Annotated in this window: 14 protein-coding genes; 5 read left to right on the forward strand and 9 right to left on the reverse strand. The window is 63.9% G+C overall.

Annotation, left to right across the window (positions count from 1 at the left end; translation table 11 throughout):
* Positions 1-108: 108 nt before the first annotated feature.
* The 5 genes from QKW60_RS03050 to QKW60_RS03070 all read right to left on the reverse strand — a co-directional run bounded on the left by QKW60_RS03050 (position 109) and on the right by QKW60_RS03070 (position 4559).
* Complete coding sequence (locus QKW60_RS03050) at positions 109-942, reverse strand: class I SAM-dependent methyltransferase (protein WP_282366315.1); 834 nt, start codon at positions 940-942, stop codon at positions 109-111.
* 64 nt (positions 943-1006) lie between these two features.
* On the reverse strand, positions 1007-1609 hold the full coding sequence (locus QKW60_RS03055; RefSeq protein WP_282366316.1) for an inner membrane-spanning protein YciB: 603 nt from the start codon (positions 1607-1609) through the stop codon (positions 1007-1009).
* 5 nt (positions 1610-1614) lie between these two features.
* Positions 1615-2514, reverse strand: a complete 900-nt coding sequence (locus tag QKW60_RS03060; RefSeq protein ID WP_282366317.1) for a DMT family transporter — start codon at positions 2512-2514, stop codon at positions 1615-1617.
* Between the two features lie 8 nt (positions 2515-2522).
* Entirely contained in the window at positions 2523-3866 is a 1344-nt protein-coding gene (ftsY, locus tag QKW60_RS03065; RefSeq protein ID WP_282366318.1) for a signal recognition particle-docking protein FtsY, read from the reverse strand.
* A gap of 60 nt (positions 3867-3926) precedes the next feature.
* Positions 3927-4559 (reverse strand): lysoplasmalogenase, encoded by a 633-nt coding sequence (locus QKW60_RS03070; RefSeq protein ID WP_282366319.1) that lies wholly within the window; start codon positions 4557-4559, stop codon positions 3927-3929.
* 29 nt (positions 4560-4588) lie between these two features.
* On the opposite strand from QKW60_RS03070, the gene QKW60_RS03075 reads away from it, so the two are divergent.
* Complete coding sequence (locus QKW60_RS03075) at positions 4589-6028, forward strand: alkane 1-monooxygenase (RefSeq protein WP_336619145.1); 1440 nt, start codon at positions 4589-4591, stop codon at positions 6026-6028.
* 64 nt (positions 6029-6092) lie between these two features.
* Positions 6093-6509, forward strand: a complete 417-nt coding sequence (locus tag QKW60_RS03080; protein ID WP_282366321.1) for a hypothetical protein — start codon at positions 6093-6095, stop codon at positions 6507-6509.
* A 32-nt stretch (positions 6510-6541) separates the two neighbouring features.
* Here QKW60_RS03080 and doeB read toward each other — a convergent pair whose 3' ends face one another.
* Genes doeB through eutB form a run of 4 tightly spaced genes read right to left on the reverse strand, consistent with a single transcriptional unit; the run spans position 6542 to position 10728 of the window.
* A complete protein-coding gene (gene doeB, locus QKW60_RS03085; RefSeq protein ID WP_282366322.1) occupies positions 6542-7531 on the reverse strand; it encodes a N(2)-acetyl-L-2,4-diaminobutanoate deacetylase DoeB in 990 nt (329 codons plus the stop codon).
* Positions 7532-7534: 3 nt separating this feature from the next.
* On the reverse strand, positions 7535-8722 hold the full coding sequence (gene doeA / locus QKW60_RS03090) for an ectoine hydrolase DoeA (RefSeq protein WP_282366323.1): 1188 nt from the start codon (positions 8720-8722) through the stop codon (positions 7535-7537).
* Positions 8723-8740: 18 nt separating this feature from the next.
* Entirely contained in the window at positions 8741-9733 is a 993-nt protein-coding gene (gene eutC / locus QKW60_RS03095; protein WP_282366325.1) for an ectoine utilization protein EutC, read from the reverse strand.
* Positions 9734-9735: 2 nt separating this feature from the next.
* Complete coding sequence (gene eutB, locus QKW60_RS03100) at positions 9736-10728, reverse strand: hydroxyectoine utilization dehydratase EutB (RefSeq protein ID WP_282366327.1); 993 nt, start codon at positions 10726-10728, stop codon at positions 9736-9738.
* Between the two features lie 95 nt (positions 10729-10823).
* Here eutB and QKW60_RS03105 point away from each other — a divergent pair, with 95 nt between their 5' ends.
* The 3 genes from QKW60_RS03105 to QKW60_RS03115 all read left to right on the forward strand — a co-directional run bounded on the left by QKW60_RS03105 (position 10824) and on the right by QKW60_RS03115 (position 14362).
* Positions 10824-11306 (forward strand): Lrp/AsnC family transcriptional regulator, encoded by a 483-nt coding sequence (locus tag QKW60_RS03105; protein ID WP_263741432.1) that lies wholly within the window; start codon positions 10824-10826, stop codon positions 11304-11306.
* Between the two features lie 192 nt (positions 11307-11498).
* The gene (locus tag QKW60_RS03110) at positions 11499-12974 is read left to right on the forward strand and encodes an NAD-dependent succinate-semialdehyde dehydrogenase (protein ID WP_282366329.1); all 1476 of its coding nucleotides are present in this window, start codon (positions 11499-11501) and stop codon (positions 12972-12974) included.
* Positions 12975-12988: 14 nt separating this feature from the next.
* Positions 12989-14362 (forward strand): aspartate aminotransferase family protein, encoded by a 1374-nt coding sequence (locus QKW60_RS03115; protein ID WP_282366331.1) that lies wholly within the window; start codon positions 12989-12991, stop codon positions 14360-14362.
* Positions 14363-14382: the final 20 nt, after the last annotated feature.

Genomic DNA, 14382 nt, shown 5'->3' on the forward strand with positions numbered 1-14382 from the left:
TCTGTGACCATGGGGACGTGCGTGAAAAGATGCGTTTTCCTTAACGGTGGAACGACAGAAATGCGGGACTTTTCTGCAACTCTTTCGGACCTGCTCGACTGTCTACCCCTACCGTCCGGCCCGAACCGCGGAAACAACAACTGACGGAGCTGGGACAAGATAACCGGCGCCATTCCTCTTTCCCTGCTTGCGCGTTCGTGCAGCAAGGTACTCTCGAATGGCGTCCCTTTGGGGTGAAGACTGTCCCCCAAGCAAAGAAGCCGCTCGGACTGCGCCTTTGTCAAAAACATCAAACAGGGCTTCCGGGCGTTCAACACGCAATTGGGAATTCACTTCCGAGACCTGGACATCAACGAAGCCAGCCGATGTTACGATAGATTTGGCATTTTTACTGTCGGCAAGAAGGTGCGCGTCAGGCCCGTCAGGCAGGATTACAGAAGGATCTCCCAACCGACCCACAGCGTCAAAAAGCCAACCGAAAGCCCCATCAGACCCTTTCCCATGCCAGATCGAAAACGCTAAGTTTCCCCCGGGTTTCAGTACGCGGGCGACTTCGCTCAAACCAGCCAGAGGGTCAGAGAAGTGCGGGACGCCGAAACCGATGGTAACGGCGTCAAAGCTCGCATCGGGAAAGTCCATCGCCATGGCGTCGCCCCGTACAAATCGGGCCTGCGGAACTGCAGAGCTCGCCAATTCGATCATGGCATCGGAAAAATCCAACCCTGTAACAGCCGCGCCGCGCGAGACAAGTCTTGCCGCGACGACGCCATGCCCGGTGCAAAGATCAAGCACTTGCATTCCCGGCTCTGCCGAAACTGCATTCGCAAGTTCTTCAGCCACCAGTGCAGTGGCAAAGGCGAACCCATCCGCATAACCACTGGCGATGTCAGGATTGCCCCAGCCATCGAACTCCATCTTCTCAAAGTCAGCCGTATCAGCCATTCCCCCCCCAGTCGCTCCGACATGAAGTCTACAGCGATGCATCCTGAGAAGGAAAGCAGGGCACTCAGCTGTCCTTCTCTTCGATCTCGTAGTCCCGGAACACACGCCCCTGCGCCATAAAGAAAAGGAAGATCGCCGCTGTCAGGCCGAATGTCTTGAAGTTTACCCAGGCCTGATCGGACATCGTGCGCCAGATCACCTCGTTCAGCACCGCAAGGCTTAAGAAAAAGACCGTCAGGCGGCGGGTCAGGATCATCCATCCCTCATGCTCCAGCGGCATCGCATCCTGCAGCACCAGCGCAAGGTAGGATTTGCCCTTCATGAGTCCCCAGCCCAGCACGCCTGCGAAGATGAGGTAGATGAGCGTCGGCTTCATCTTGAAGAACCGCTCATCGTTGAACCAGACCGACAGCCCGCCAAAGACGACGACCAGCACAAGCGTCGCGATCTGCATGGCTGACAGTTTGCCTGTCAGCCGCCACAGGATCAGCGTCGACAGGACCAGAAGCGGCACGAACCCCGCCGTGGCAATGATGAAGCCGCCATAGTCGGTGCCGCCAATGGTCACCGTCTGATCCTTCAGCCGGACAAAGGCCACGAAGAACGCGATGACAGGGCCAAGCTCCAGCCCCAGCTTCAGCCACGGATTGATCTTCTTTCCGGCCATTGGCCCTACCCCGTCAGTTTCACGATCACAGCGCCCGCCGCAATCAAAGCCATCAACGTCAGCCTGCGCGGCCCGACCCGGTCACCGAGCATCAGCCAGGCAATGAGGGCGGCAAAGACTGTCGAGGTCTCGCGCAGCACCGCCGCCTCCCCCACATTATCGAGCCGCGTGGCCAGAAGGATGGCCCCGAAGCTGAAATAGGCGGTGAAGGCCCCGATTACACCCCGCGTCATCAGCGGCACGATCTCGGACGACGGCAGGCGCCGCCAGCGCCGCCACGTATAGACCGGCATGAAGAGCCCGTCGATGAGGAAGAACCACGCGAGGAAGGTGAACGGGTCCGCGGTCGCGCGGATGCCGTAGGCGTCGTAGGTCGTGTAGAGCGCCACGAACATGCCGGTGACAACCGCCCAGAAGAGTGCGGGCACCATCGTTTCGCGGTCCACGGTGATGGTGCGCAAGTTGTAGACGGCAAGCCCGAAGATGCCGGTCAGCAGAACCGCGACACCGGCCCACTGACCGGCGGTGAAGTGTTCGCCGAAGAGAATCCCCGCGCCGATGACCGCGAAAAACGGCCCCGTGCCGCGCACGACCGGATAGACCACCGCATATGCGCCCCGGCTGTACGTCATGGCCTGCGAAAACTTGTAGCCGATATGGATCACGAATGCGCCCGCGAAGATGAGCCACATATGCGGCTCGGGCCAGGGCACGACAAACAACGCGAAGGGCAGCGCGATGACCGCATAGGAGATGTCGATTGCCGCCCGGCTCAGCCAGGGATCGTGACGCCCCTTTTGCAGCGCACCGAACAACGCATGGGTGAAGGCGGCGAAGAGTGCGAGCCCCATCGCCACCTGACTGCCAAGGTCCGTGCCTTCAATCGAGCCGAGCCAGGCGGTCATCCGCGCGGTCAGCCGTCACTGCCGACAAGCGCACGGGCAAACTCCTCGGGGTCGAAGGGCGACAGATCGTCGATCTGCTCACCAACGCCGATTGCATGGATCGGCAGGCCGAACTTGTCGGCGAGCGCGACGAGGACGCCGCCCTTGGCGGTACCGTCGAGCTTGGTCATCACAAGACCCGAGACATCGGCGATCTTGCGGAAGATATCGACCTGGCTGAGCGCGTTCTGTCCCGTCGTGGCGTCGAGGACCAGAAGCGTGTTGTGCGGTGCGTCCGGATCTTTCTTGCGGATCACCCGGACGATCTTGGCCAGCTCCTCCATCAGGTCCTGCCGGTTCTGCAACCGCCCGGCCGTGTCGATCATCAGAAGGTCGGCACCCTCGGCCTGCGCCTTCGTCATCGCATCGAAGGCAAGGCTCGCGGGATCGGAGCCTTCGGGCGCGGTCATGACCGGGACCCCTGCCCTCTCTCCCCAGACCTGCAATTGTTCGACGGCGGCGGCGCGGAACGTGTCGCCCGCAGCGATCACCACCTTCTTGCCCGCGGCACGGAACTGGCTGGCGAGCTTGCCGATTGTCGTGGTCTTGCCCGAGCCGTTGACGCCGACGACCAGCACCACTTGGGGTTTGGTCTTGTAAAGCGGCATGGGCTTGGCGACCGGTTCCATGATCCGGGCGACCTCGCCGGCTAGCAGATCCTTGATCTCGGGCACCGAAAGCTTGCGGCCCATCCGCCCCTCAGCGAGGTTCGCGGCAACGCGTAGCGCGGTGTCGACGCCCATATCGGACTGGATCAGCAGTTCCTCAAGGCTTTCGAGCATCGCGTCATCGAGAACCCGGCGCGGCGCGGACGGGGCGGCAGGACGCTTGAACAGGCGGCCAAGGAAACCCGGGCGTTCAGCAAGGGGCTCGTTCGACACCGAAGGTGACGGCGACGGGATTTCGACGGGGGCAGGTTCCGGCAATTCGACCGGTGCGGGCTCCGGCAGTTCCGGCGCTGCTGGCGGTGCCTCCACCGGGGGTGCCGGTTGCACTTCGGGCGCGGCTGGGGGGAGTTCGACCGGGTCCGGCACAGGGGCTGGTTCGGGTTCAATCTCCGGCTGAGGTTCCGGCTCCGGTTCGGGCTCCGGTTCAGACTCTGGTTCGGGCGCCGGGATCGGCTCGGGTTCCGGCTCCGGTTCGGGTTCGGGGATCGGCTCGGGTTTGGTCGTGGGCTCCGGCTGCGGCTCGGGTGTCGCGGCCTGCGCTTCCACCTCCTCCTCAGCCCCTTCGGCAACAATCGCCTCCAGCCCCTCTTCAAGCTTCGAGGAGGATTTAAAAAGCTTGTCCTTGAGCTTCTTGAAGAACGACATAAGCGGCCCCGGCTGGTGGTCTTGTCCCCACCTAGTCGTTTCGCGCTCTCGATGGAAGGGTCAGAAGGGCGGGTTGGCGGCCATTCCCAGAAGGATCAGCGCCTGACCCGACCAGTAGGCCGCCCAGAGCGCATGGCTCAGGAGCCGGTTCAGGCCGGGGCTTTTGACCACGAAGAGGTCAAGCGACAGAAAAAGATCGGACAAGACGAAAAGGACCGCGCCCCACAGCGTGACCTGCCGGTCCTGGCCGAGCGTCAGGGCCGCAAGCGCCATGAGGGTGATGACACCCACATAGGCCCGGACCGGCCAGCGCAGCGCTCCGGTTCGGGGTGCGAGCCAAAACTCGGTCGATATGCCAAGCGCCAGAAGCACCAGCGCGGGAACAAGGGGCGGCAGCGTGCCCGGCGTCCAGAACTCAGCAGCGTAGGCGAGGTGGCCGGCAGCGAAGGCCGCCATCCCGGCAAGGAATGCCTTTTCCCCGGGGCGCGAGAGAAAGAAGTCGCCCAGCGCCCCAAGGGCCAATCCCGCGACGATAAGCATGGGGGCGGCGAGACCCGGCGCGGCGAGGGCCAGCACCGCGACCGAGCCCGTTTTGATCACGCTCTTAGGCCAGGAGGTTTCGCGCCAGCAGAAGGCGATTTCGTAAAGGGTGGCCAGAAGCGCGGCGAAGATCAACAGGGTGGTCGCGGTCATGGTTCCTCCGGGTTTGGCAGGAGAAGGTCATGGCACCCGGCCCCGGTCAACCGGTCACGGGGTCTGACGTGGCGGCACGAACAGGGGTCGACGACGGCGGCGGGATTTGCCAGATTTGCGCCTGCAAGGATGTATCGCCCATGGTTCTGAACCCGCTGTCCCGACTGACCCGACGCCGTACCGGTGACAACCCGAAGCGGCCGGACATGGACGACCAGTCTGGCGCAGACGATGCAGCGATCGCCTCGGTCCTTTCGGCCCTCTCAGAGGACACCGCTCCAGCGACCTCACAAGAGCGAAAGATCGAACCGGAACGACTCGAGCCCGCTCCGGCCGGTCCGGATGCAGATGCGCGGCCCCACCCCGCCGCTGCTTCATCCGAGACCTGGCAGCAGAAGCTGAAGACCGCGTGGGCGCCATGGCGTCCTTTGCGTCCCTTCCTGCTGGCAACGCTCGCGCCGGTGACTCTTCTAATCCTTGCCGCCGTTCTGGGCGGGGTTTGGAGTCTGCCTGCCCTGCTGTCGATGACCCTTGTTCTTCACGTCGCCGACGAAGTTGCCCGGGAACGTGGACAGACTGGGCCCGAGCCAAAGAGCGTCGATGTGGCCGACCGGCTTTCAGTCCTGCTCGCTGCAGTGCATTTCCTGCTCCTCGTGATCGGCCTCTGGGCGCTTTCCGGTGGATCGGGCCTCGGCCTTTTCGACGGTATCGCCACTTTCCTCGCCTTCGGCCTCTGGTTCGGGCAGGTGTCGAACTCGAACGCGCACGAACTCATTCACCGCTCCGACCGGCGGCTCTTCGGGTTGGGCATGGCGGTCTATATCTCGCTTCTCTTCGGCCATCACACATCGGCCCACCGTTTGGTGCATCACCGTTTCGTGGCAACGCCTGACGACCCGAACACCGCCGCCGAAGGGGAAAACTTCTATGCATTCGCCGCCCGCGCCTGGCCGGGTGCCTTCGTGGCGGGATATGAGATGGAAAAAAACCGCCGCGAAAAGGCGCGGCTGACGGGGCTTGCTGGCATTAACCCATATTCGATCTACCTCGGCGGCGCGGCACTAGCGCTAATCTTGGTGCTGTCCCTCTTCGGCATTGACGGGCTTCTGGCCTATCTGCTGCTCTGCGCCCATGCGCAGGCGCAGCTTCTTCTGTCGGACTACGTGCAGCACTACGGCCTTTTGCGCCGCGAACTACCCTCCGGCGCACTGGAGCCTGCGGGACCCGGCCATAGCTGGGACGCACCCCATGCCTTCTCGGGCATGATGATGCTGAACGCCTCGCGCCATGCCGATCACCACGCCCACCCCGCACGGCCCTATCCCGAACTGGGGCTGAACCCGGTGACCGAAACACCTCGCCTTCCGCATTCACTACCGGTCATGGCCACGATCGCGCTGATCCCGCCGGTCTGGCACCGGCTCATGGACCGGCGGCTTGCAGCCATGCGCCGCCGTATCGAGGCTTGAGCGCCACACTGGCCTAAGCATGCGCTTTCTGGCACTCTGGCGCGGCAGATCGAAAGGCCCCGGAATGACCCACCTGCCACGGATCAGCGGAACCGCACTTGCCCTGTTGCTGGGAACGGCGCTCATCGCGGCCGAGCCCGGCGGGCCACTGACGGCGGAGGAGTTCGAGGCGGCGACGGTGGGACGCACGCTTTTCTACAATTCCGGCGGCGAACCCTACGGCGTCGAACAGTACCAGCCGGGCCGTCAGGTGGTCTGGGCCTTTCTCGGCGACGATTGCCGCAAGGGTGAATGGTACGAGGATCAGGGCTTTATCTGCTTTGTCTATGAGGACAATTCCGAGCCGCAATGCTGGACGTTCTGGCAAAGCGATGAGGGTCTTCTGGCCAAGTTCCGGGGCGATCCCTTCGGCCTGCCGCTGATCGCGGTCGAGGAAAGCCCCGAACCGATGGCGTGTCTGAACCCCAATCTCGGGGTCTGACCGGGTCGGAGCCTCCGCTCTGTTCCAGACCGTCAGACCTCGACCGCGATCACCGCGACACAGTCGCCCGCCTTGACGAGGCCGGGGAAGTGCCGTGCAGTCAGAAGCCCCGCACGTTTTGCCGAAATCGTAACGGGCGGAACGCCGGTCCTGTCAGGAGCCCATATCCGGGCCAGCGGTTGGCCCCGAGCGACGGCGTCGCCCAGATCCGCCATCGGTTCGATCAACCCGTCATCTTCGGCGAAGTGGAAGCAGTCGCCATCCGGCATGTCGAGGTTCACCGTCGGCCCGGTCTCCAGCGTGCCCTTCAAGATACCGGCATGGATCAGGAGATTGCGCACCCCCTTCTTCGCGATACCGATCGTGCGCGCGGTGGCTGTGCCACCGCCGCCGAGCTCAGTCGTGACAAAGACCTTGCCTTGTTCCTCCACAGCCGTATCGAACATACCAACCGCGTCGATCTCCAGCATCATCATCGACCAGGGCGCATTGAAGGCCTGCATCGCGGCGACTGAGGCCGCCTCCTGCGCCTTGTCCTCTAACACATGGACAGCGGCGAAAGGCAGGAAGTCGAGCGTTTTGCCACCCGAATGGTAGTCGAGGACGATATCGGCCAGCGGCACCAGCGTGCGCTGGACATAATCCGCGATCTTCTGCGTCACGCTGCCATCGGGCGCACCGGGGAAAGACCGGTTCATATTACCCTTGTCGATGGGCGAGGTGCGGGTGCCCGCGCGGAACGCCGGGTAGTTGAGGGCGGGCACGATGATCACCCGACCCGTGACCTCGGCCGGGTCGAGCGTTGCCGCCAGATCCATCAGCGCCACCGGCCCTTCATATTCGTCGCCATGATTGGCGCCGGTCAGAAGCGCGGTCGGGCCATCGCCGTTGCGGATCACGGTGATGGGCATCATGACAGACCCCCAGGCGCTGTCGTCGCGGCTGTAGGGCAGGCGCAGGAAGCCATGGTGGGCACCGTCCTGATCGAACGGAATGGTGGGCGAAATGGGGTTCGGTTTCATGGGCTATCCCTTCACCACCATTTGCCGGGGCACATCGGCCAGAAGCTCGGGCGCGCCCTTGCCGATGACGATGCTTTCGGTGATCTCAAATCCCCAATCCTCCATCCAGAGGCCGGTCATGAAGTGGAAAGTCATATTCTCTTCCAAGACGGTCTTGTCGCCGGGGCGGAGCGACATGGTGCGCTCGCCCCAGTCGGGCGGGTAGGAAATGCCGATCGGATAGCCGGTGCGGTTGTCCTTGGTGATCCCGTATTTCTTCAGCACTCCGAAGAAAGCGTGCGCGATGTCCTCGCAGAGGTTGCCCGCCTTCGCGGCCTCGAGCCCAGCCTCCATCCCTTCCAGCACGGCCTTTTCCGCATCGAGGAAGGTCTGCGTCGGCTTGCCCAGGAATACGGTGCGCGACAGCGGGCAGTGATAGCGGTGATAGGCCCCGGCGATTTCAAAGAACGTGCCCTCGCCCGACTTCATCGGCTTGTCGTCCCAGGTCAGGTGCGGCGCGGATGCATCCGCGCCCGAGGGCAACAGGGGCACGATGGCGGGATAGTCGCCGCCCGCGCCGATCCCTTCGTCATAGCGCAACCCGGCATCGTAGATCTCGGCCACGAGATCGCATTTGCGCATCCCCGGCTCGACCGTCTCGAAGATGCGCCGGTGCATCTTGCTGACGATCTTGCCGGCGACACGCATGTAGTCGAGCTCCTGCTCGGACTTCACCGCACGCTGCCAGTTCACAAGGGCCGTCGTGTCGGTGAAACGGGCGTTTGGCAGGTGCTTCTGCAAGCTCGCGAAGGCAGCAGCCGAGAACCAGTAATTGTCCATCTCGACACCGATCCGGGCCCTATCCCAGCCACGCTCAGCGATACGCTCCGACAGGTAATCCATCGGGTGCCGTTCTGTCGATTGCACGTAGTGATCCGGATAGCCGATGATATCGTCATGGGACATGAAGACGGTGCGCTTCGCCCCGTTCGCGTCCTGCCCGCGTCCGAACCAGACCGGGTCGCCCTCCATCCCCAGGAGCACGCATTGATGGACGTAGAAGGACCAGCCGTCATAGCCCGTCAGCCAGGCCATGTTTGACGGGTCCGAGACGATGATGAGGTCGACCCCCTTCGCCGCCATCGCCTTGCGCGTCTTGGCGATGCGGGCGGCATATTCCTGCCGGGTGAAGTAAAGCGTGGCCATGGTCATCTGAGGCTACTTTCGCGGTTAGCTGTTGAAATCTGTGCCGATGCCCGCCTTGTCGGCACGTTGGCGGGCAAAGGTGGCGATGGCGGTGTCCTGAACGCCGGTGCCGGTCAGGTCGGCGATGGTGATCTGATCGGGCGAGGTGCGGCCCGGGGCCTTGCCCGCGACGATATCGCCAAGCTCGGCGAAGGTGCGGTCGGGCGGGATCAGCCCGGCCTCGATAGCGGCGCGAAGTTCGCCCATGGTCGCGGTCTGGCTCTGGCGGTCGGGCACGTAAAGATCGGCACGGATCAGGCAGGCGGGGTCAAGCTCTGCCTTGTGATGCTGGTCCGAGCCCATCGCGGTCACATGCTGGCCGGGGCGCAGCCAGTCGGCCTTGATCAGCGGCTCGGCGGCGGGGGTCGTGGTCACGATCACATCGGCACCCGAAACCGCGCCGGCAAGATCGCCCGACGCCGTGACCGGAAAGCCAAGGTCAGCGGAAAGCTCCTTCGCCGCTGCAGCAGCCTTGGCCCCGTCCCGCGCCCAGATCACTGCCGAGGTGATCGGCCGGACAAGGCAGAGCGCCTTCAGCTGAAGCCGCGCCTGCATCCCCGCGCCGACGATGCAGGCGGTCGCGGCGTCCTCGCGCGCCAGCGCCCGGGCCGCGACGGCCCCGGCGGCGGCAGTGCGCACTTCCGTCAGATAGCCATTGTCCAGAAGCAGCGCCTCGACCTGCCCGGTCTTTGCCGAGAACACCACCATGATCCCGTTCGTGGTTGGCAGGCCGATCGCGGGATTGTCGTAAAATCCCGGCGACATCTTGATCGTGAAGCTTTCGGCCCCGGCAATATGGGCGGTCTTTACATCGACCTCGCCGTTGTTTTCCCGAATGCCCATGGACAGGATGGGAGGCATCTCGACCGTGCCGCCCCCCAGCGCGGCAAAACCCTCCGCCACGCAGTTCACGGCCGCAAGATCGAGCGGAATGGCCCGCCGCAGTTCCGTTTCACTCAGTATCCGTATCCCCGGCATCTCTATCCTTTCGCCACGTCGACATCCTCGCCCGAAACTAGGCGGTGATGCAGGCCCATGTCGATATTGCCACCCGAAAGCAGCACCACTGTCTTGCCCGAAGGCCGTACCTTACCGGCCAGCAGCGCCGCGATCCCGACCGCGCCCGCGCCCTCGACGATCTGGCGTTCCTTCCAATAGGCGTGGCGGACACCTTCGGCGATCTCCGCCTCGGACAGAAGCACGACTTCATCCACCAGATCGCGCACCATCGCGAATGTGTGGCGGTTCTCCAGCCCGATCCCGCCGCCAAGACTGTCAGCCAGCGTCGGCAGTTCCTCCACCTCAACCGGGCGGCCCGCCGCCAAAGACGCCTGCATCGCCGCCCCGCGTTCCATTGAGATGCCGATGACACGAATACCGGGCCGCATCCCCTTCAGCGCTGCTGCCACGCCTGCGATCAGGCCCCCGCCGGACAATTGCACCAGAACCGTCTCCACGTCAGGCACCTGTTCCAGAAGTTCGAGCCCGAGTGTGCCCTGCCCGGCTATGATATCGGCATGATCGAAGGGCGGCAGCATGACCATGCCCACCTCAGCCACCAGCCGGTCAACCTCTTCCTGCGCATCGTCCTGCGAGTGTCCGACAATGCGGATCTCGGCGCCGAGCGCGCGGATTGCCTCGACCTTGTTCGCGGGCACAAGGTTGGACATGCAGATGACAGCAGGCAGACCGGCCTCGCGCGCGGCATGGGCTAGCGCCCGCCCGTGATTGCCGGTAGAGGCCGCGACGACCCCCTTCGCCCGGTCTGCCGGGGCCAGACGGCGCACGGCATTGGTGGCGCCCCGCAGCTTAAAGCTGCCGGTGATCTGCTGGTGCTCCAGCTTCAGATGAACCGGCACGCCCATCATCTCCGACAGGCTCGTCGACATCTCGATCGGCGTCCGGCGCAACGCCGTCCCGATCCGATCCCGGGCGGCAAGTATTTCGTCGAGCGTCACGGACGCGGAGGACATCTCAGCAGCCCTTTCCGAATTTGACCTTGGACCTTCGCACCGAAGTCCAATATGTCTGACCTCCACGGTAACGTGACCGGGAGGCGGTGTCTTTGCTGAAACTCGACAGGCGGGATATCGCCATACTGAAGGTTCTCTCGACAGAGGGCCGCATCACCAAGGCTGAACTCGCGTCACGCATCAACCTGTCCCCCACACCCTGCTGGGAACGGCTGAAACGCCTTGAAAAGGCGGGGATCATCGAAGGCTATCACGCGGCCATCTCGCTCAGAAAGCTCGGCCCCAACGTGACCGTCTTCGTCACCGTCGAACTCGCCGATCACGGCGCCAAGGCGCAGCGCGACTTCGAAGAAACCACCCGCCGCCATGACGAGATCACCGCCTGCTGGGCGCTGGGGGGCGGATTCGACTACCTTTTGCAGATCGTCACCCGTGATATCGACGCCTATCAGCACTTCATCGACGACCTTCTGAACGGCGATGCCCGCATCGCCCGCTATTTCACCTATGTCGTGACCAAACCGGTCAAGGGGCCCTCGGTGCCGCCCATCGAAGCTCTGGTCGAAGGGCTCGGCTGACCCCGGCCGCCCGGCAGAACCCTAGAACAAACCGACCCAAAAGTTTGACTGAAATTGCAACCGATTTCAGATGAATCGTCTGCCAGAACCGGGAAATTCAGACCCGGTCCCACCCGCTCCCGGGCGATACTGCCCTCCGTAAGCCTGACCGGCACACGGTTGACGTCGGCTGGAAACTGCGGAGCACCGAAGATGAACGACATAAGCGCCATCGGCACTGACCTGCGGGCGGACACATCCCTCCTGCGAACCTCCTCCTATGTCGGCGGCCAGTGGATAGAGGCCCGCGACGGCGCGACCTTTCCCGTCACCGATCCTGCCACCGGACAGGTCGTCGCCAGCGTGTCGAAGCTGACAGGGGCTGACGCGATTAGGGCAGTCGATGCGGCTGCCCGCGCCTTTCCGTCCTGGGCCGCGCGCCTGCCGCAGGACCGGTCGCACCTTCTGCGGCAATGGTTCAACCTGATCACGGCCCACCGCGAAGAGCTTGCGCGGATCATGGTCGCCGAGCAGGGCAAACCGCTTTCCGAGGCGCGCGGGGAAATCGACTACGCCGCCTCCTTCGTGGAGTTCTATGCCGAAGAGTCCAAACGCCCGAATGTCGAAGGCGTCACCTCGCACCTTGCCGATGCGGAGGTGGAGGTCTGGCGCGAACCAGCCGGGGTGGCCGCCCTCATCACGCCGTGGAACTTCCCCGCCGCCATGCTGACCCGCAAGGCCGCCGCCGCGCTGGCCGCAGGCTGCACAATCGTCGCGCATCCCTCGGCCGAAACGCCGCTGTCAGCGCTGGCACTGGCCGAACTGGCCGCCCGCGCTGGCCTTCCCGCAGGCGTCTTCAACGTCGTCACCGGCGACGCCCCCGAGATCGTCGGGCCGTGGACCGAAGACCCGCGTGTGCGTGTCCTGTCGTTCACCGGCTCGACCGAGATCGGCCGGTTGCTCTACCGTCAGTCTGCGACAACGGTAAAGCGTCTGGTGATGGAGCTTGGCGGCCACGCGCCGGTCCTCGTGTTCGCGGATGCCAATCTTGAGATCGCGGTGGCCGAGGCCATCAAGGCGAAATTCGCCACCTCCGGGCAGGATTGCCTTGGCGCGAACCGGATATTCGTCGAGCGCCCTGTTTATGACGCGTTCTGCCGCAGCTTCACGGCAGCGACGCAAAGCCTTTCCATCGGGCCGGGGCTGGAGGATCGCGATATCGGTCCGCTGATGAACGAAAAGGCTGTCGCCAAGCAGGAAGAGCAGGTTGCGGACGCGCTGTCCAAGGGCGCGACGCTCGCCTGCGGCGGCAAGCGCCATCCGCTCGGCCCGCTCTTCTATGAGCCGACCGTCCTGACCGACGTGCCCGCCGATGCCGCGATCCTGCACGAAGAAACCTTCGGTCCCGTCGCCGCCATCGTGCCTTTTGATACCGAAGAGGAGGCGCTGACCCGCGCCAACGACACTGAATACGGGCTGGTCGCCTATGTCCACACGCAGGACCCGCGCCGCATCTACCGTGCAAGCCGTGCGCTTCAGTTCGGCATGGTCGCAGTCAACCGGACCAAGGTGACCGGCGCGCCGATCCCCTTCGGGGGCATGAAACAATCCGGCCTCGGCCGCGAGGGATCGCGTCTGGGCATGGAGGAATTCACCGAAATCAAGTACGTCTGCCGTAACTGGGCATGAGAAGGGAAAGACCGATGCTGACGAATGACCAAATCGACCGCTGGGACCGCGAGAACTTTTTTCACCCTTCGACCCATCTTGCCCAACATGCGCGCGGCGAAAGCCCGAGCCGGGTGATCAAGACCGCCTCGGGCGTGCATATCGAGGATCGGGACGGCAACCGCCTTCTGGACGCGTTCGCCGGGCTCTATTGCGTGAACGTGGGCTACGGGCGACAGGAGATCGCCGAGGCGATTGCCGCGCAGGCAAAGGAACTGGCCTATTACCACTCCTATGTCGGCCACGGCACCGAGGCCTCGATCACGCTCGCCAAGATGATCCTCGACCGGGCGCCGTCGAACATGTCCAAGGTCTATTTCGGGCTCGGCGGGTCCGACGCGAACGAGACGAACGTCAAGCTCGTCTGGTATTTCAACAACGTCCTCGGACGGCCCGAGAAGAAAAAGATCATCTCGCGCTGGCGCGGCTATCACGGCTCTGGCCTCGTGACCGGCTCGCTGACCGGGCTGGAACTGTTCCACAAGAAGTTCGACCTGCCGCTGGCGCAGGTCATCCATACCGAGGCGCCCTATTACTACCGGCGCAAGGACCTCGCCCAATCCGAGGCCGATTTCGTGGCCCATTGCGTGGCCGAGCTTGAGGCTCTGATCGAGCGCGAAGGCGCGGACACCATTGCCGCCTTCATCGGCGAACCGGTTCTGGGTACGGGAGGCATCGTGCCGCCGCCCGCAGGCTACTGGGCGGCGATCCAGAAAGTGCTGAAAAAGCACGATATCCTGCTGATCGTGGATGAGGTCGTGACCGGCTTTGGCCGTCTCGGCACCATGTTCGGGTCGGATCACTACGGGATCGAGGCCGATATCATCACCATCGCCAAGGGCCTGACTTCGGCCTATGCGCCGCTATCGGGCTCCATTGTCTCGGACCGGGTCTGGAAGGTGCTGGAACAGGGTACGGACGAAAACGGCCCCATCGGCCATGGCTGGACCTACTCCGCCCACCCGATCGGCGCGGCGGCGGGGGTCGCGAACCTTCAGCTCATCGACGATCTGAACCTCGTGCAGAACGCAGGTGAGGTCGGGGCCTATCTGAAAAAGACCATGGCCGAGGCGCTGGCCGATCATCCCCATGTCGGCGATATCCGCGGCGAGGGCATGCTCTGCTCGGTCGAGTTCGTCGAGGACAAGGCCGGGCGCGGTTTCTTCGACCCCGCAAAGAAGATCGGCCCGCAGATTTCGGCCACGCTTCTGGCGCAGGACAAGGTCATCGCGCGGGCCATGCCGCAGGGCGACATCCTCGGCTTCGCGCCGCCCTTCTGCCTGACCAAGGCCGAAGCCGATACGGTCGTCGCGGCGACTGCGCGGGCGGTAAAAACCGTTCTTGGCTGATCCGGCGGAAGCAGGCAGCC

Source organism: Albidovulum aestuarii, from assembly GCF_029961185.1.
In the GTDB taxonomy this organism is placed as follows: Bacteria; Pseudomonadota; Alphaproteobacteria; order Rhodobacterales; family Rhodobacteraceae; genus Albidovulum; species Albidovulum aestuarii.

Bases quoted from the DNA above. Each gene is read 5' to 3' on its own strand.
- QKW60_RS03050 (WP_282366315.1), bottom strand. From the start codon at position 942: ATGGCTGATACGGCTGACTTTGAGAAGATGGAGTTCGATGGCTGGGGC.
- eutC (WP_282366325.1), bottom strand. From the start codon at position 9,733: ATGCCGGGGATACGGATACTGAGTGAAACGGAACTGCGGCGGGCCATT.
- QKW60_RS03060 (WP_282366317.1), bottom strand. From the start codon at position 2,514: ATGACCGCCTGGCTCGGCTCGATTGAAGGCACGGACCTTGGCAGTCAG.
- doeA (WP_282366323.1), bottom strand. From the start codon at position 8,722: ATGACCATGGCCACGCTTTACTTCACCCGGCAGGAATATGCCGCCCGC.
- QKW60_RS03110 (WP_282366329.1), top strand. From the start codon at position 11,499: ATGAACGACATAAGCGCCATCGGCACTGACCTGCGGGCGGACACATCC.
- QKW60_RS03080 (WP_282366321.1), top strand. From the start codon at position 6,093: ATGACCCACCTGCCACGGATCAGCGGAACCGCACTTGCCCTGTTGCTG.
- doeB (WP_282366322.1), bottom strand. From the start codon at position 7,531: ATGAAACCGAACCCCATTTCGCCCACCATTCCGTTCGATCAGGACGGT.
- QKW60_RS03070 (WP_282366319.1), bottom strand. From the start codon at position 4,559: ATGACCGCGACCACCCTGTTGATCTTCGCCGCGCTTCTGGCCACCCTT.
- QKW60_RS03055 (WP_282366316.1), bottom strand. From the start codon at position 1,609: ATGGCCGGAAAGAAGATCAATCCGTGGCTGAAGCTGGGGCTGGAGCTT.
- QKW60_RS03075 (WP_336619145.1), top strand. From the start codon at position 4,589: ATGGCACCCGGCCCCGGTCAACCGGTCACGGGGTCTGACGTGGCGGCA.
- ftsY (WP_282366318.1), bottom strand. From the start codon at position 3,866: ATGTCGTTCTTCAAGAAGCTCAAGGACAAGCTTTTTAAATCCTCCTCG.
- eutB (WP_282366327.1), bottom strand. From the start codon at position 10,728: ATGTCCTCCGCGTCCGTGACGCTCGACGAAATACTTGCCGCCCGGGAT.
- QKW60_RS03115 (WP_282366331.1), top strand. From the start codon at position 12,989: ATGCTGACGAATGACCAAATCGACCGCTGGGACCGCGAGAACTTTTTT.